Annotated in this window: 20 protein-coding genes; 14 read left to right on the top strand and 6 right to left on the bottom strand. The window is 37.2% G+C overall.

Annotated elements, in window-relative coordinates:
* Positions 1-384: 384 nt before the first annotated feature.
* Together racA and SAZ04_RS07100 are read left to right on the top strand one after the other, a co-directional pair.
* Positions 385-933: a chromosome-anchoring protein RacA gene (racA, locus tag SAZ04_RS07105; RefSeq protein WP_332693204.1), complete on the top strand. Its 549-nt coding sequence runs from the start codon at positions 385-387 to the stop codon at positions 931-933.
* Positions 934-974: 41 nt separating this feature from the next.
* Entirely contained in the window at positions 975-1,349 is a 375-nt protein-coding gene (locus SAZ04_RS07100; protein WP_332693201.1) for a YppE family protein, read from the top strand.
* A gap of 106 nt (positions 1,350-1,455) precedes the next feature.
* Here SAZ04_RS07100 and SAZ04_RS07095 read toward each other — a convergent pair whose 3' ends face one another.
* Positions 1,456-2,082 carry a trimeric intracellular cation channel family protein gene (locus SAZ04_RS07095; protein WP_332693198.1) on the bottom strand — a complete coding sequence of 209 codons (627 nt, stop codon included), beginning with the start codon at positions 2,080-2,082 and terminating at the stop codon, positions 1,456-1,458.
* 65 nt (positions 2,083-2,147) lie between these two features.
* A complete protein-coding gene (locus SAZ04_RS07090) occupies positions 2,148-2,345 on the bottom strand; it encodes a hypothetical protein (RefSeq protein WP_332693194.1) in 198 nt (65 codons plus the stop codon).
* Positions 2,346-2,612: 267 nt separating this feature from the next.
* Here SAZ04_RS07090 and ilvA point away from each other — a divergent pair, with 267 nt between their 5' ends.
* The 8 genes from ilvA to SAZ04_RS07050 all read left to right on the top strand — a co-directional run bounded on the left by ilvA (position 2,613) and on the right by SAZ04_RS07050 (position 8,119).
* Positions 2,613-3,860 (top strand): threonine ammonia-lyase IlvA, encoded by a 1,248-nt coding sequence (gene ilvA, locus SAZ04_RS07085; RefSeq protein WP_332693474.1) that lies wholly within the window; start codon positions 2,613-2,615, stop codon positions 3,858-3,860.
* Between the two features lie 320 nt (positions 3,861-4,180).
* Complete coding sequence (locus SAZ04_RS07080) at positions 4,181-4,813, top strand: YitT family protein (protein WP_332693191.1); 633 nt, start codon at positions 4,181-4,183, stop codon at positions 4,811-4,813.
* Between the two features lie 107 nt (positions 4,814-4,920).
* Entirely contained in the window at positions 4,921-5,442 is a 522-nt protein-coding gene (locus tag SAZ04_RS07075; RefSeq protein WP_332693188.1) for a type 1 glutamine amidotransferase domain-containing protein, read from the top strand.
* A 25-nt stretch (positions 5,443-5,467) separates the two neighbouring features.
* Complete coding sequence (gene rnz / locus SAZ04_RS07070) at positions 5,468-6,391, top strand: ribonuclease Z (RefSeq protein ID WP_332693185.1); 924 nt, start codon at positions 5,468-5,470, stop codon at positions 6,389-6,391.
* Between the two features lie 52 nt (positions 6,392-6,443).
* Complete coding sequence (locus SAZ04_RS07065) at positions 6,444-6,704, top strand: DUF2524 family protein (RefSeq protein WP_332693182.1); 261 nt, start codon at positions 6,444-6,446, stop codon at positions 6,702-6,704.
* 129 nt (positions 6,705-6,833) lie between these two features.
* Complete coding sequence (locus tag SAZ04_RS07060; RefSeq protein ID WP_332693179.1) at positions 6,834-7,187, top strand: thioredoxin family protein; 354 nt, start codon at positions 6,834-6,836, stop codon at positions 7,185-7,187.
* 5 nt (positions 7,188-7,192) lie between these two features.
* Complete coding sequence (locus SAZ04_RS07055; RefSeq protein WP_332693176.1) at positions 7,193-7,630, top strand: BrxA/BrxB family bacilliredoxin; 438 nt, start codon at positions 7,193-7,195, stop codon at positions 7,628-7,630.
* Positions 7,631-7,690: 60 nt separating this feature from the next.
* Entirely contained in the window at positions 7,691-8,119 is a 429-nt protein-coding gene (locus SAZ04_RS07050) for a TlpA disulfide reductase family protein (RefSeq protein ID WP_332693173.1), read from the top strand.
* On the opposite strand, the gene SAZ04_RS07045 is transcribed toward SAZ04_RS07050, so the two are convergent.
* Positions 8,116-8,838 (bottom strand): metallophosphoesterase family protein, encoded by a 723-nt coding sequence (locus SAZ04_RS07045; RefSeq protein ID WP_332693170.1) that lies wholly within the window; start codon positions 8,836-8,838, stop codon positions 8,116-8,118. The genes SAZ04_RS07050 and SAZ04_RS07045 overlap by 4 nt on opposite strands.
* Before the next feature lie 343 nt (positions 8,839-9,181).
* On the opposite strand from SAZ04_RS07045, the gene SAZ04_RS07040 reads away from it, so the two are divergent.
* From SAZ04_RS07040 to SAZ04_RS07025, 4 genes are read left to right on the top strand one after another with little or no spacing between them, the layout of a single operon-like run.
* Positions 9,182-10,309, top strand: coding sequence for a conserved virulence factor C family protein (locus tag SAZ04_RS07040; RefSeq protein WP_332693167.1), 1,128 nt, complete (start codon positions 9,182-9,184; stop codon positions 10,307-10,309).
* Between the two features lie 10 nt (positions 10,310-10,319).
* A complete protein-coding gene (locus SAZ04_RS07035; RefSeq protein WP_332693164.1) occupies positions 10,320-10,538 on the top strand; it encodes a hypothetical protein in 219 nt (72 codons plus the stop codon).
* A 24-nt stretch (positions 10,539-10,562) separates the two neighbouring features.
* Positions 10,563-11,039, top strand: coding sequence for a PH domain-containing protein (locus tag SAZ04_RS07030; RefSeq protein ID WP_332693161.1), 477 nt, complete (start codon positions 10,563-10,565; stop codon positions 11,037-11,039).
* Positions 11,032-12,483 (top strand): PH domain-containing protein, encoded by a 1,452-nt coding sequence (locus tag SAZ04_RS07025; protein WP_332693158.1) that lies wholly within the window; start codon positions 11,032-11,034, stop codon positions 12,481-12,483. Before SAZ04_RS07030 ends, SAZ04_RS07025 begins: the two co-directional genes overlap by 8 nt.
* A gap of 58 nt (positions 12,484-12,541) precedes the next feature.
* Here SAZ04_RS07025 and SAZ04_RS07020 read toward each other — a convergent pair whose 3' ends face one another.
* From SAZ04_RS07020 to SAZ04_RS07010, 3 genes are all read right to left on the bottom strand, one after another.
* Positions 12,542-13,525, bottom strand: coding sequence for a DUF2777 family protein (locus SAZ04_RS07020; RefSeq protein WP_332693156.1), 984 nt, complete (start codon positions 13,523-13,525; stop codon positions 12,542-12,544).
* Positions 13,526-13,632: 107 nt separating this feature from the next.
* Positions 13,633-14,538: a hypothetical protein gene (locus SAZ04_RS07015; protein ID WP_332693154.1), complete on the bottom strand. Its 906-nt coding sequence runs from the start codon at positions 14,536-14,538 to the stop codon at positions 13,633-13,635.
* A 41-nt stretch (positions 14,539-14,579) separates the two neighbouring features.
* Entirely contained in the window at positions 14,580-15,584 is a 1,005-nt protein-coding gene (locus tag SAZ04_RS07010) for a toxic anion resistance protein (RefSeq protein WP_332693151.1), read from the bottom strand.
* Positions 15,585-15,741: the final 157 nt, after the last annotated feature.

Genomic DNA, 15,741 nt, shown 5'->3' with positions numbered 1-15,741 from the left:
TGTTTAAGAGGTCTTCATTTTTGCTTTACTCGGCTGGACGGTTTGGACCACCGAGCTTCTTGTCGCCGGTATACCCTTCTTTTCTTTGTTGACTTGTTTTGTCAACAGGGTTGTTTTCACTGTTTTGTTTGCGCTCTTTATTCAAGTAAACCTCCTCCTTTCATCTTTCATACATTGTCTATTATGTGAGTTCACAGCATTCGACATTCACGACGGATGCAAACAAAAGTTAACAAGTTCTGTCAAAATCCGAATACCGGACTACGCAAACGAGAATTTTTCCACTTTCTTTGGCGAATCAATTCTAGTTTTGTCAAGGGTGGAGGGATCTTTCTTAGTGAGGCCGAATTCGTTGTAACAAGTTTAAATTGGGAGGTACGTCTAATGGAAATGACAATGAAAACAAAAGAAGTATCCGAGCAATTAGGTGTGAATCCGACTACAGTGCAACGGTGGGCAAAGTATTTTGGTTTGGTTTGTGAGACGAATGAGCATGGACATTATTTATTTACACCTGAACATGTTTTGGTCATGCGTGAAGTACAAGAGCAATTACAACAAGGAAAGAGAATGAGGGATATTCAGCTAACTGGTTTGGAACCGAACCTGCAACCGGAAAGGAAAAGTGAAACGATGATCCAATCAGCTGTTTATGAGGAAAAATTAGAAGAAGTAATGAACCGTGTTAAAGAACTTGACCAAAAACTTTCACAAAAAGCAGATGACGTAGTGAGCTATCAATTATTAAAGCATCGTACGGAATTAGACGATATGATGAAGTTGATTAAAAGTCTTGAGGAGCGACTAGCCAAAATGGAGAGCAAAGTTCATAGTCAACATCTAGGAGCAGAAGAGAATGAATTGCCGTTGGTCGTAGGAGGGAATGTCAAGTCGAGAAAATGGCGTTCGTTTATGCAAATCTTTTCCTTTTAACCAATCGACCAATTTGCTAAGATGGGGACGGAGGTGCAATTATGGATGAAAAAACACGTTCTCAGTTATTAGTATTAACGAAGGAATTAAATCGATTAAATAAAGAAGCTGAAACATTTTATGTAGAAAAGGCAAGAAAAGAAGAAAAGTATGAACCGGATTTTTTTGGAGTTGTAAAACCGTTTGCTGATCAGGTTGACCAAATAAGGATCGAATGGCTTCCTTTAGCGCTAATGTTTGTACAAGAAGAAAAACCTCTGCATTTACATCCGAGTCAGTTACAACAAACAGAAGAAAACCTTGAAATTGTCGCGATAAAGTCATTTTATAAAGAGACAAGTCGAAAAAGACAAATGGAGACATTTAAATCAGTCGAGTATGTTTTAAACCAATTGATAGGGGCCATTGACGGTTGAATGCGAAAATAAGAACACCGCACATGATGAATTCCCATTCAGCTTATTGTGAATAAGTGTGAATGGGAATTCATTATTACAATTTATTCGTACTAAAGTTATGAAGTTACCCTTTTATTTCTTGGTTTGAAGCAATATTTATTAATTTTCGCCGTGGTAACTGCCATCTGAAATGGACAGACATCATTCTCAGGACGATAATAGCAAAAAATAAAATACTTAATCCTATTGAATTCGTGACTAGATTCAGGCCAATTATTACACCAGCTAGCATAGCCCAGACAATGTATATTTCTTTTTGGAGGAAAAGAGGTTTACGTCCAGCAAGCACATCCCGTATCATGCCTCCACCTGTCCCTGTAAGAGCAGCTGCAACAATGACAGCTGGTAAGGGATGGTTCATTTCTGTTGCATACAAAGCACCTTGTATCGCAAAAGCAGAAAGTCCGATAGCGTCAAATAAAAGTCCGAATTTTCCCCATTGATTTACCAATAGTGTTGGGAAAATAAACGCAATGCTCATTACAACAATGGCGATAATAAATAATGATCCTTGTTCCCACAAAGCTGAAACAGGAATACCAATGAGCAGATTTCGGACTGCACCACCTCCAAAAGCAGTGACAAGACCTAAAATGTAAACCCCCATTAAATCGTAGTCTTCCTCCATGGCAACAAATGCACCACTAAGGGCAAATGCAACCGTTCCAATAATTGTTAATACATCCCACATTCTTTTCTCCCCCTGAGATCTCTACATGAAAAAAACGCAGACAATTTGTCCACGTTTCATGTGAATTAACCGTTATCACGAAATGAAAATACTACCATGATAATCAGTGTCAAAATTGACATAATTGTTAGTGCCATTAAAAGCATACTTGATGGTTCTCCGTGAGCTGCCTCTTCTGCACCGTTACCTGCACCAAGTACTTGTGTTGGCACTAATAAGAAAATTAGTGTACATGCTGTTAGTAAAGACGTGATTCTTCCCATGATCAACCCTCCTTGAGTAAAAAAACAGATGAAGTAACTTTCATATGTATCTGTTATTAAGTATCCAGTTCTATCTTCTCTATTATAGTTAGGACGTTTTAAATAAGCAATCATCAAAACTTTTTTATAAGTAAACGTATACATTAGTTTGTCAATTGAAGGTGTCCAACTAAAGGGGTTACGCAAATGAATACGGGTATGATAAGATAAACATATTGTAATTTAAGAGACAGTTTCGAGTGAAAGGATTAGACTATGACTATGACTATGGGTACCGTTCATATTGAAGATATTATCATTGCCAACCAGCGATTAAAGGATGTCGTTACACATACACCTTTGCAAAAAAATCAAGTTTTATCTGAGCGTTATGATTGTAATGTGTACTTAAAACGAGAGGATTTGCAAGTTGTTCGTTCATTTAAAATACGTGGTGCATTTTATCAAATTTCTAGTCTTTCAAGAGAGGAATTAGATAATGGAGTAGTCTGTGCAAGCGCAGGGAATCATGCGCAAGGTGTCGCTTACTCTTGTCGTACATTGCGTATTAAAGGAAGAATCTTTATGCCTTCTACAACTCCACGTCAAAAAGTCGACCAAGTTAAATTTTTTGGCAAAGAATATGTAGAAGTCGTTTTATCCGGTGATACATTTGATGATTCTTTTACTGAAGCAATGGTGTATTCGAATGAGAATAATATGGCCTTTATTCATCCTTTTGATCAAGAAAAGATTATTGCTGGACAAGGCACGGCTGGTATGGAAATAATGAATGATATTGATGAGAATATTGATTATTTATTTGCAGCCATTGGTGGTGGAGGCCTTATTAGCGGGGTGGGGACCTATATTAAAAGCATTAGTCCACATACGAAGATTATTGGCTGTGAACCTGCAGGCGCACCAGCGATGAAAGAGTCTTTGGAAAAAGGGAAAGTAGTAACACTTGAAAAGATTGATAAGTTTGTTGATGGTGCTGCTGTAAAGAAAGTGGGGGAAATCCCATTTGAGATTTGTAAAAATTTACTAAAGGATATTGTGCTTGTTCCTGAGGGGAAAATTTGTACAACGATTTTAGAATTGTATAATCAAAATGCCATTGTGGCAGAACCAGCTGGTGCAATGAGTATTTCTGCGTTAGATTTCTACAAAGAAGAAATTAAAGGAAAAACCGTTGTTTGTGTAGTTAGTGGAGGGAATAATGATATTGGACGGATGCAAGAAATGAGAGAACGTTCACTTATTTACGAAGGACTTCAATATTATTTTATTATTCAATTTCCACAACGTTCAGGGGCCTTAAGAGAGTTCATTCAAGAAGTTGTTGGTCCAGACGATGATATTTCTCGTTTTGAGTATACTAAAAAAAACAATAAGTCAAATGGACCCGTGTTACTTGGAATTGAGTTGAAATGTCGTGATGATTATCCTGGTCTAATTGAGCGTTTAAACAAAAAAGGGTTTGATTATCAAGAAATTAATAAAGATGAAAGTTTATTTCACTTGCTTATATAGCTTTGGCTTATTACTGGAAAGTGGAACAAATCAATTTGAAGTCATTTTTTTCAAGTTGGTTCAGGAACATTTGGAATCAATATAATTATTAGTAACAAGTTCAAGGGGCGAATAAGGTAGTAGACTTATTTGCTCCTTGTTTTTTTATGCGTTTTGATGAATGAAAAACTGCATATTATTTAAGGGGTAATCTAAAAAAACGAGATAAACAATCATTAACTGATAATTCTGATGAATAAAAATACATTGATATGCATTGACCAAATCTCTTTTTTCTCGTATGGTAGATAGTATAATAGAAAAGTCGGAGGTGGCTTACATTGATTGACCGAATGAAAATGGTCTTTTTGGTTCTATTAGGATTATTTCTTACATCGATTGGGCTGAAATTTCTGGCGATACATGAACTTACTTTTGGAGGAACAGCAGGACTTGCGACTGTATTAACATTTGTGAGTACGTGGTCGTGGGGTGTGCTGTTTTTCTTAGTGAACTTACCGTTTTTCTGGATGTCGTTAAAGAAACTAGGAAAATGGTTTACGATTTCCAGTTTTATGTCAATTGTTGGAATATCGATAGTGCGTGAAAGTTTAGATCTTATCCCATTTTTCTCAGTTCCGATGTGGCTTGCTGTGATTTTGGCAGGACTCTGTATAGGATTTGGGGTAACACTAGTACTAAATAATGGTTCGTCACTTGGTGGAATTCATATTTTGGCTTTATATCTTGATCAAAAATGGACGATTAATCGAGGCATTTCTATTTTTGTTTGTGATTTATTGATAATTGTCTTTGCCGGATTTTTGGTCGGATGGGGAAATGCTCTCTTGTCTGTTTTTGTCATCTTTATTGCAAGTACGATCATAGGGCGTTACAAGAAATCACCAATCAAAGTCACAGAAAAACAACATCAGTATGAAGAGGTTCACTCTCATTCTGCAAACGAGTCATAACTGGAATCAACGGAGAAAAGCAGACAAATCGTTGTCTGTTTTTTTATTCATCCCATTTTTCTTAATCAACTAGTCATGCTATACTTACGTAATAAAGGAGTGATAGTATGCGGCTACAAGAGAAAAAAGTGATGGCGATAGTAGATGACGAGTTTGAAGATCTAGAACTTTGGTACCCAGTCATGCGATTAAGAGAAGAAGGTGCAACGGTTCATTTAATCGGGAATGAAAAAGGGAAAACGTACATAGGGAAATATGGGGTTCCTGCCACATCAGAATTTGCCTATCAGGATGTGAAAGCGCAAGAGTATGATGGAATCCTTGTTCCAGGTGGATGGGCACCAGATAAATTACGCCGATACGAAGAAGTCTTAACAATTGTAAAAGAGATGGATAAGGATCAAAAGCCGATTGGTCAAATTTGTCATGCTGGTTGGGTTCTAATTTCAGCGAAGATTTTAGAAGGAAAAAAGGTTACTAGTACACCAGGTATTCGTGACGATATGGAAAATGCAGGTGCAGTATGGCTTGATGAGGCAGTAGTAATAGATGGGCATATTATTTCTAGCCGCCGACCTCCTGATTTACCACCTTATGCAAAAGCATTTGCAGATGCTTTAGCGAAATAGAAACATTAAAAGAATAGGTGACTTTATGGAATTTCATTTTTTAGGTACTGGTTCAGGAGTACCTTCAACAAGTCGAAATGTTAGCGGATTAGTTGTTCGTTTTCTGCAAAAAAAAAGCACACAATGGTTATTTGATTGTGGGGAAGCAACACAACACCAAATCTTACAAAGTCCAATTACATTAACAAAAGTTGATCGGATTTTTATCAGTCACCTTCACGGGGATCACTTGTTCGGTCTGCCGGGTTTGTTGTGCTCACGGTCAGCACAAGGTGCTAAAACACCGTTAACGATTTATGGACCAAAAGGGATTGAAGAATATGTTCAAACTTCGTTAACTGTATCACAGTCGTATCTTTCCTATGATCTTCATTTTGTTGTATTGCAAGAAGGAAAGGTATATAGTGATGATACCATTTACGTTGAGTGCGTACAACTTGACCATGTGATGCCAAGTTTTGCATTCAAACTAACGGAGTCAAATCAACCTGGATCATTAAAAGTAGAGAAGCTAAAGGAATGGGGATTAGAGCCAGGCCCAATTTATCAACAAATTAAACGAAAAGAAAAGATTACCCTTGATGATGGGAGAATCATTTATGGGGAAGATTTCGTTGAAGAGGATAAAAAAGGTAGGATCGTTGTAATTGCTGGCGATACACGTCCGCTAGAAAAAATGGTTGTTTTTGCTAAATCTGCTAATTTGCTTATCCATGAAGGAACTTTCCTTATGGATAAACAAAGTCATGCTGAGCAATTTGGCCATTCTACGATTGCGGAAGTTGCTGCCCTTGCGAAAAAAGCAAATGTTGCCAATTTAATTCTTACTCATATTAGCTCGCGTTATGCAGGAGAAGAAAAGGCGCTAGAAGAAGAAGCACAATTGATCTTTCCAAGTTCAATAATTGCTTTTGATTTCATGGTATTTAAGTTAATGAATAACGCTTGAATTAGTTGCGCAAAGTAAGATCAGGAATTCAACAATTATAGGAGGAATGATCATGGCAGAGCGCACGAACCTTGAACACTTTCTAGAAAAAGCAGAAACAACACTTGAAGAAGCCCAGAAGGCTTTTAACAATTCACAACGAGTACAACCTGAGGAGCCAGAGAACTACATACAAGCTCAAACCCATTTAGAAGAACTGAGTATGGAGCTTGATACATTAATGCATGCAGCAACTCCTGAACAGCGTGATCAATTGTATCGTACACAAATTCAAGTTAACCAATTAAAAAATCATTTCATTCTCAGACGCTAATACAAAGAAGCGAGCATCCTTGATGCTCGCTTTTGTTCACGAAAGTGGGGTCAGACCCCAGGGTAAGATTTTATGCATCATTTATTGTTTTCTGTTAAAATGATAAGTGATGAAATGAGGGAGAGAAAAATGGAGGAGATTTCAAGTAGCACACTGGATAAAATGATTGCTGCTCGTGCCCCCTTAACGATCGTCTTTGTTTATACTCCACTTTGCGGGACGTGTATGTTGGCAGAGAGGATGGTACGTGTTGTAGAAACAGCTTTTGAAACGTTACCTATTTTTTCATTAAATATTAACCATTCACCAGCATTTGCGCAAAAATGGAAGATTAAAAGTGTACCATGTTTACTTTTGTTTCAAAAAGGGCTAGGGGTAGAACGTGTTTACGCATTCCAATCAATTGGTTATGTTCATAACGTTGTTAAGCCTTATGCAGCAACTTGGTCTTTAATTGAAAAAGAACATACTGAAAGGGGATAAGAAAGATGTCAATGGCTTATGAAGAATACATGCGTCAAGTCGTTATGCCAATGAGAGCAGAGTTAACGGAAAATGGATTTAAAGAGTTAACAACAACAGAAGAGGTAGATCAATATATGGAGCAAGCAGAGGGAACGACTTTAGTCATGATTAATTCTGTATGTGGTTGTGCGGCTGGATTGGCTCGTCCGGCTGCGGTTACTTCACTTCAACATGATCACACACCAGACCACCTAGTTACAGTATTTGCGGGTCAAGATAAAGAAGCAACAGCCCAAATGCGTTCGTATTTTAAGGAAATTCCACCTTCTTCACCATCAATGGCTTTATTAAAGGGAAATAAAGTTGTGCATTTTATTCCGCGTGAACAGATTGAAGGCGCTGCCCCGGAGAATATTATTCGTAATTTAGCTCTTGCTTATAATGAGCATTGTTCTAAATAATTATAAACACGGTGACTCAAGCAATTAGTGGGTCACCAACCTTTAAAAGGAATGATACGAATGAAACAAGCACCTGACTTTTCATTACCAACTTTAAATTCAGAAAATAGATGGTCATTAGCTGATGCTTCAAAGAAGGTGACGCTGTTAACGTTTTGGACTTCTTGGTGTCCGGATTCACAAAGAGACCTTCAAGCTAAACATGCCTTATATCAATCAATGGAAACGAACGAAATGGAAATGGTGATGATTCACGTAACGGGTCGTGATCCAGAGATGAATGTAGCCTCTTTTTTAGAGGAAAACGCCTATACATTTCCTGTATTAAAAGACGAAGGAACAAAAGTTTATGACCTCTACCACTGTATGGGTGTTCCAACGACGGTTCTCCTAAATGAAAAAAAAGAAGTTGCCTTTATCTATCATGATAAGGCAACCATTATGGATATTATGAAAGGTATTGCATCATTACTAAGTGCTAACCATTAAGGTCTAACACCATAAAAAATGACTCGGCCCATCGTTTCAATATTTGGATACCCACCTTGCTTGTAAATTTCAACAACGTGTTCTCTATTATAAGGAACACGGTTTAAGTGGAGGCGATGTCTGCCTTCTTCAATTTCTGCTACAACATAAGAAGCAAGTGGGTGTCCATCAAACGGCATTCCAACACTCCCTGTATTCACAACATTTTTCCCGTGAAGAGAACGAATGAATGGCTGATGGATATGTCCATAAACGTAAAGGTCAGCGTCATCTCGTTGCATAAGGTTGTTTTCGATTTCTTTTGTCTGGTCAGGTAGAACAACATCAAAAAGGCTTGATGGTGTTGCATGAAATGCATGAACGATTGAATCTAATCCTTCTTCTAATACTAGTTCAGTCGGTAAATTCTTTAAATACGTTAAATCGTCCTCGTTCAGTCGCTGTAATGTCCAATCGCGTTCTTGTTGCATGATAGAAAGAGCACTTTCGGGAACTTCACCTTCTTTGATTCCACGTATTAGCCATTCGTCGGCATTTCCTTTGATAACATCTGTTTCAAGGCTACGGACAATATCTAGAACGCGTTTTGGTTCAGGACCACGGAAACACAAATCCCCGAGGAAGCAAATTTTATCAATTTGCTGAGATCTCAGATCACCCAGTACCGCTTCTAAAGCGGTAGCGTTTCCATGTATATCAGATAAAAAAGCTATTCTCATTGAAAAAACCCCTCCCTTTTCCTCTATTATAACAGACAAGCTACATTTTTCATGTTTCAAATGCATGTAAATGACAATCAAGTTAAAAAAATTTAAAAGTAGTTGTCAAGAGCGTGTTCGAAAGGGTACTTCAATCGCTCCTCACGCCACGTTCTGTGCTATTGGAAATCCACTCATAGCAGGCTTGAACAATGAAGTGGCTCCAAACATTGCTTCGCGATTGTTTAAAAAGGTAAAAACCGACTTTTTTGAACAATCTCTACGAGGTCGGTGATGTTGGCACGAATTTCGGTGCTGTGATAAGATCAAGGAGAGAAAAGGAAAGTAATTGGGGGTTATAACAGTGCATATTACATCAATTGAACCGACACCAAGTCCAAATACGATGAAATTGACGTTAAGTGAGAGCCTTGGTGAAAGTGCGAGAAATAATTATACAGAAAAAAATAAGCAGGAAGCACCGTCATACATACAGGCTTTATTCGAAATCGAAGGCGTAAAAGGGATTTACCATGTTGCTGACTTTATTGCGATAGACCGGCACCCTAAAGTTGATTGGAAAAGTATCCTCCCACAAGTTCGTGCGGTTTTTGGAGAAGATGTACAAACTCAAGAAGATAACGACAAGGGAAATGATCACTTTGGTGAAGTAAATGTCTTTGTTCAAATATTTAAAGGGATTCCGATGCAACTTAAAGTAACAGATGGTGAACAAGAAAAGCGCGAGGGTTTACCAGAACGTTTTGTACAGGCGATAGCAAGTGCTCAAAAGCCTGATGATAATGTAGTAATGGAACGAAAATGGATAGAAAAAGGAGTCCGTTATGGTGAGTTGGATAATGTAGCTAAAGAAGTCGCAGATGAACTTTTGGCTGCGTATTCCGAGGAGCGTTTAAAGGGGCTTGCAGCGATGGCAAATGGAGCTCAAGACATCCAAGTAGAATGGCGTGAAAGATTCGTTGACGTTACATTAGAAATGCTCGATCGAACAGATTGGCGTGAACGCTATGCAGCGTTAGAGAGAATGGATCCAAAAGAGAAAGATATTCCTGTTTTAGAAAAAGCACTAAATGACGAAAAGGCATCAATCAGGCGCTTAGCAACGGTTTACTTTGGAATGATTGAAAAAGAAGCAGTATTACCATATTTGTACAAGGCACTTAAAGATAGTTCTGTCACTGTCAGGCGTACAGCAGGAGATTGTTTATCTGATCTTGGAAATGAAAATGCAATTCCAGCTATGATTGAAGCATTAAAAGATAAAAATAAATTGGTTCGTTGGCGTGCTGCGATGTTTTTATATGAAGTAGGGGATGAAAGAGCAATTGGTCCATTAAAACAAGCGGAGAACGACCGAGAATTTGAAGTTGCTTTGCAAGTGAAAATGGCTCTAGAGCGTATTGAAGGTGGCGAAGTTGCAAAGGGTTCTGTTTGGAAACAAATGACTGAATCTCGTAAATTGAACGAATAGGGGTGCGACGATGACTAAAGAAGAAGTTCTAGATGAGTTAAAAAAACGTAAAATGGATGATATCGTTGAATTGATTGAAGATGCTGAAGCTGGTCAACTTGAAGAGTTGGAAATAGTTGAATCGATTGGTTTACTTTATGACCGTGATTTAAATCATACGCTTATTCAAGTATTTAAGGATCTTGGTGTAGAGATTGTGTATGTTTCAGACGATGAAGAAATCGAGTAATTATTTATATGAGGGGGGAAAGTTTTGCGCCTCGAACCATCTCAATTTTTATCTGAAAAAGCATTACCTGTTTGGAGACTACGCGCATTCGTAGAAAGTCTTTTTGTAGCGCTTGTACCAATTACATATGGCATTATTATTTACTTTTTTTCAGTGCCGTTATGGATTTTATGGATCTTACTAAGCGGGTATATCATTTATGTAGTTTTAACAGTGGTGATAATCCCACCATTACGATGGAAGCGCTGGCGCTATGATGTATTAGCAGATGAAATTGATTTGCAACGCGGTTTCTTTATCAGAAAACGGACACTTATTCCGATGTCACGTGTTCAGCACGTAGATACTGAACAAGGGCCGCTACTTCGAAGATACAAATTAGCAGCAGTCTCTATTTCAACGGCAGCAACAGTGCATCAGATTCCTTCGCTAACTATAGAAGTGGCAGATGAGCTGCGAGATCGTATTGCCGAGCTTGCTGCGGTGGTTGAAGATGAGTGACTTAAAACGATTACATATTGCTGCCATTTTTGTATCATTTTTAAGTGCCTTAAGAAGTTTTTTGATTCCTTTTATCATAAGTTTCTTTTTAGGTAGTTCAAGTGAACCAATCGGTTTTTTTCGGTTTGAGTACATTTGGATTGCTATATTGGTTTTTATATTTTTTACGGGTATCGGACATTGGGTAACGTTTAAATATCGGATTATTGCAGGAGAGCTTTACATTCAAAGAGGAATCTTTGTGAAAAAGAAACGCTATATTCAACAACATCGAGTGCAAAGTATTGATATAACGGCTGGGCTCTTTCAACGTTTATTCGGACTTGTAAAACTTAAAATTGAGACAGCAGGTGGAGGAGCAGAGCCAGAAGTAAATCTTATTGCAATAAGCAGAGAAGAAGCGGAAGGAATTCGCGCTGAGTTAAAAAAAAGAAACGCTGTCACAGATCAAACAGAACGATTAGAAGAGAAGCTAGATAAACCGGAAGCTGATTATACATGGAAGTTAAAGACAAATCACTTGATCATTGCCGCTCTAACTTCAAGTGGTCTGGGCCTTACGATATCTGCTGTAGCAGCGTTATTTAGTCAGATTGAGCAGTTTCTTCCTGAAATGATATATGATCAAGTGTTTCGTTTTTTTGCGAGCACTGAAATCATGCTTATTACTACGTTCATTGTAATTATTGTTTTTATTTCATGGTGTATATCGTTTGTTGGAACCCTTTTGAAGTATGGGGGATTTACCATAGAGAAATACGAAAAAGAATTAGTCATCTCAAGAGGGTTAATAGAAAAACGGCAACTTACGATTCATTCGAACAATGTAACAGCAATTCGAGTTGTCCGAAACATTTTTCGTCAGCCTTTAGGATTTGGGACGGTTTATGTTGAAAGTGCCGGTGGTGGCACAAATGATGAACAACTTTCAACCGTCTTGTTACCTATAGCAAAAGAAGAAGAAATGATCGCTGCTTTTGCTGAACTCTTACCTGATTATGCTAGGGAGTACAAGGTAGAATCCGTACCACAGAGATCGCTACGACGCTTTTTTATCCGCGCATCTATTGCGCCGTTTATTGCTACTGTAGTAATTGGGGCGCTGGTTAGCCCATATGGTTATTATGGCTTTATTGCTGTGGCGGTTTGTTTATTGTTTGGTTTTTTACAATATAATGATGCTGGATCAGGCTTTGACCATACTCATTTGTGGTTACGTTATCGTAAAATTAGTCAAATACTCGTTATTTCAAACAAGAGAAAGATCCAATCAGCTGAAATAAGAACGTCAATTTTACAAAAGCGATACAGGTTAGCAACTTTTCGATTTTCCATTTTATCGAGTGTCATTGGGAAATCATTTACAGTGTTCGACGTTGACAAAAAAGAAGCAGATAAGATGCTTAACTGGTATTCGGCTCATTCAAAAACAACGATAGAATAATGTGAAAAGAACGAGGATGTTGCAAAAAGGGGGGATCCCTTTGCAACATCCTCTAATATTATAAGGAATAGGCGTTTGTATAAGTTGAAATAGAACGCTTACCCTGTTCAGTTGTAAATTCAAACCGATCGTAAATTCTATCATTATTGTAGTTCTGAAGCGTTCTTTCATAATGGTGTTGTACGAGGATTATTCCTTGTGGTCCTCTATAGGTAAGAAAATTTACACCTTGAAAAGATTTCTTTTCACTAGCCTCTAATAGTTGGGCGAGAAGTGAGTTGTGACACTCAACTAGATCATCGTGAGTAATTTGATAGCGTTCTAAACTTTTCTCAAGAGATGATAGTGCAGCTGGTTCAAGCTCATTACGCAAAATAACATACGGCTTAAATTGCTCATCTTCTATGACAAAGACTGCACCTTCTTTCGGAGCATACCGGATGCCATTTTCAGAGACAAAGATGCCATTCCCCTCATATTTTCCAGTTATCCACTCATGTTGATTTTCCCAAGAGATCGAAAAAGGACAATCTTCTAAATTAAGTCTGTTTTCATTCTCATCAATTAGTATGAAGTGATTACCGTCATGGTGAAAAGTGTAGGTAATAACAGACACTTCTTTTTTTACATTGGATTGGAAATGATCATTCAAGCTACGCTCTGATAAGAACTGTCGTAACACATCTTGTTTGTTTTGAATGGTTTGAATGCTTAGTGTTAATTCGTTGTATCGCTGCTCAACGGCATCTAGCAAAGTCAATTCGAAAGAAGAAGGAGTCTCTGTCTTACTCACTGCTGATAACTTCACGCCTTCACATTCAATCATTTCTCTATCTTGATATTTTAAAGGTTTTAATTGAGGTTGGTCGAGTGTTTCATCAAAAAAAGGGAGTTTATCTACAGCAAGAATTTGGACAATGCCCCTCCATGGTTTTCTTGGCTCTGCAATGATTTTTTTTAAGATACCTAAATAACTTCCCTCAACACCTTCTTTAACTTTCACGATTTTATTTATAAGTGATTGTGCTTGCTTGCGGTCCATATAATCCCTCACTTTTCAGACTAGCCATTAGCTTTTAATTATGTAGTTTAATTATAGTCAGGTTAGAATTCTTTTAGCAAGTTGTCGTTGGAAGATTTATTACCCATTTATGTTTTTTTATCATACCGCAAAGTTTGTAATTGAAATAAATAATTCATTCTTTCAACTTTTAACTTTTCCAAACGTTCAACATAGTCGATGAGAGTTAGTTCCATTTTTGATAAAGTGATATAGATATTCTCTTTATGTTCTAATTGATGTTTTAAAGATAACGACAAATATGTATGAATCATCGAGGGAATGTCCTCTTTGAACATTCGTCTGACAATATGGCGTTCCTCAAAATCTAAAAGCAAAAAATCTTCTTGTAACTTCTGCGCTTGTTGTATCAAACGATGCATTCGACTTTCGATTACAGGATCTACAGAAAATTGTTTGACTGTTTGAACATATCGTTTTGCTTCCTCGAGTAAGTAGGTCACATCGTTTGTATTTGTTTCTTGTAAGAGGTGTTGCTGATTAACAAGTAATTTCTTAGAAGGCTGATCAAAAGTGACTTGGTCATTAGAAAAAGCTAGATCAAGATGATGAATTCGATAAAAAAGATTATGAAACATAGGGGATTCGCGGATGGAACGTATGTGAGCTCGTCCATCTTTCATATAACGAATCGTTGCCTCCTTGCATAAACCTACACCATTTTTTGCTTTCATGTATTTTCTGTAACACTTAATGACAAATCGTTTTTTTATTGGTGAAGATGAATGTTTTGCATCGATCATCACAACTGAAATAAATGTATGAGTCACCTTCACTTTAATTAGCCATTCTTTCTGTTTTCTCCGAACTGTCTTTTTTTGATTAGAGGAGGGGGCCTTTTCTGCAATTCTAATAAGTAATTCCTCAGTATCGTCTATTAACTTTCTTGTCGTTGTATCTCTAATTAAATGTTCTTCAACTTGTTTTTTATGTGCGGGGATAAATATGGTTTTTACTTTATCTAACCATTGCATAAAATAATGTCCCTCCTTTCTCTATTAGATCAGTATGTTTATTATTTAAGTAGCTTTGTCGACATTTCTTTGTTTAAGGAGTCTAATTCAGTAATAAACTGTTGTCCAGTTTGAACGATTCGTTCGTTGGATTTTTCAGTTAGTTCAATCGCTTCAAAAACATTATTATAAGCTTTTCTAAAAGATTCTAGTGCAATAGCAGGCTCTTCTAACGTTTTTAGTGTGTCCTCTGTATTTTGTTTCAGTAGCTCAGAGTTAGATAAGAGCATTGATTCTGTTGCTTCATTAACATGTTTTACTGCTTTAATGACTTTTTGTTGGTTAGATAAGGCTAATTGAATAGATGCTGAGACAGTAATAACGTTTTTAGTCATCGTAATAGCGTTGAAAATGGCCTCTTCTAATTTATCATTATTTTCAACTATTAAATCAACAGAAGCTAATGATTGTTGTAAGACCATGACTGCTTGAGACATATTTTTAATCCGAGATATGACTTTCAGCTGCCCTTTTTTCAATTCATTTGGGTTATCTAGCCATTGTTCTTTCGTCATTTCATCTTCAAGCATTTTATTTAAATGATGACCAAGTTCAATCTGTTCATTCAAGTTAGCAATTCGTTCTTTTGCAACGCCTTTCAATTGATGTAGCATTAATGTGTCTTCTTGTAATTTATCTTTTCCAGAGAGAAGTCCTTCGACGATATGATCAACTTGAGATTCTACAGTTTGGTATTTGCGAGCATATTGTTCAATGGGATTACGACGCAATAATTTGTTGAGCCACTTCTTCGTTTGATTAGCTTTAAGATAACTCGGTTCTAACTGACTTACTGTTTCTTTTAATTGGTGAAGCTGGCTTGGTAGTTGATTCGACTGATCTTGCATCATTTCTTTTACAGGTCGTTTGAGGGCTTCAAGAGATTCTCCAGCTTCGCGTTGTTCCTCCTCACCTAGAGTATCTAATGAAGTTAATAGCTTCGAAATATCTTCATCTTGTTTAAGCTGATCTAAAACGGATTTTGATTTATTGGAAAGTTCGCTCACTTTTCATCCTCCTCTTACTTGTTATCATTTCATTAAATTTATTACGTTTTACGTGTCATATAGTTTCAGGTTATGTAATATTATGATGGATTTTTGGAAGTAATACAATCCTCCTCTAGATGGAACCAGATATATAATTAAGGATTATAGAAGAGTA

The sequence above is a fragment of the Halalkalibacter lacteus genome, assembly GCF_036663595.1.
Classification (GTDB): Bacteria; Bacillota; Bacilli; order Bacillales; family Bacillaceae_D; genus Halalkalibacter; species Halalkalibacter lacteus.
The sequence above is the reverse complement of the archived record's forward strand: the minus strand, read 5'-3'. Positions and strand labels throughout refer to the sequence as shown.

Bases quoted from the DNA above. Each gene is read 5' to 3' on its own strand.
- racA (WP_332693204.1), top strand. From the start codon at position 385: ATGGAAATGACAATGAAAACAAAAGAAGTATCCGAGCAATTAGGTGTG.
- SAZ04_RS07100 (WP_332693201.1), top strand. From the start codon at position 975: ATGGATGAAAAAACACGTTCTCAGTTATTAGTATTAACGAAGGAATTA.
- SAZ04_RS07095 (WP_332693198.1), bottom strand. From the start codon at position 2,082: ATGTGGGATGTATTAACAATTATTGGAACGGTTGCATTTGCCCTTAGT.
- SAZ04_RS07090 (WP_332693194.1), bottom strand. From the start codon at position 2,345: ATGGGAAGAATCACGTCTTTACTAACAGCATGTACACTAATTTTCTTA.
- ilvA (WP_332693474.1), top strand. From the start codon at position 2,613: ATGGGTACCGTTCATATTGAAGATATTATCATTGCCAACCAGCGATTA.
- SAZ04_RS07075 (WP_332693188.1), top strand. From the start codon at position 4,921: ATGCGGCTACAAGAGAAAAAAGTGATGGCGATAGTAGATGACGAGTTT.
- rnz (WP_332693185.1), top strand. From the start codon at position 5,468: ATGGAATTTCATTTTTTAGGTACTGGTTCAGGAGTACCTTCAACAAGT.
- SAZ04_RS07065 (WP_332693182.1), top strand. From the start codon at position 6,444: ATGGCAGAGCGCACGAACCTTGAACACTTTCTAGAAAAAGCAGAAACA.
- SAZ04_RS07060 (WP_332693179.1), top strand. From the start codon at position 6,834: ATGGAGGAGATTTCAAGTAGCACACTGGATAAAATGATTGCTGCTCGT.
- SAZ04_RS07055 (WP_332693176.1), top strand. From the start codon at position 7,193: ATGTCAATGGCTTATGAAGAATACATGCGTCAAGTCGTTATGCCAATG.
- SAZ04_RS07050 (WP_332693173.1), top strand. From the start codon at position 7,691: ATGAAACAAGCACCTGACTTTTCATTACCAACTTTAAATTCAGAAAAT.
- SAZ04_RS07045 (WP_332693170.1), bottom strand. From the start codon at position 8,838: ATGAGAATAGCTTTTTTATCTGATATACATGGAAACGCTACCGCTTTA.
- SAZ04_RS07035 (WP_332693164.1), top strand. From the start codon at position 10,320: ATGACTAAAGAAGAAGTTCTAGATGAGTTAAAAAAACGTAAAATGGAT.
- SAZ04_RS07025 (WP_332693158.1), top strand. From the start codon at position 11,032: ATGAGTGACTTAAAACGATTACATATTGCTGCCATTTTTGTATCATTT.
- SAZ04_RS07020 (WP_332693156.1), bottom strand. From the start codon at position 13,525: ATGGACCGCAAGCAAGCACAATCACTTATAAATAAAATCGTGAAAGTT.
- SAZ04_RS07015 (WP_332693154.1), bottom strand. From the start codon at position 14,538: ATGCAATGGTTAGATAAAGTAAAAACCATATTTATCCCCGCACATAAA.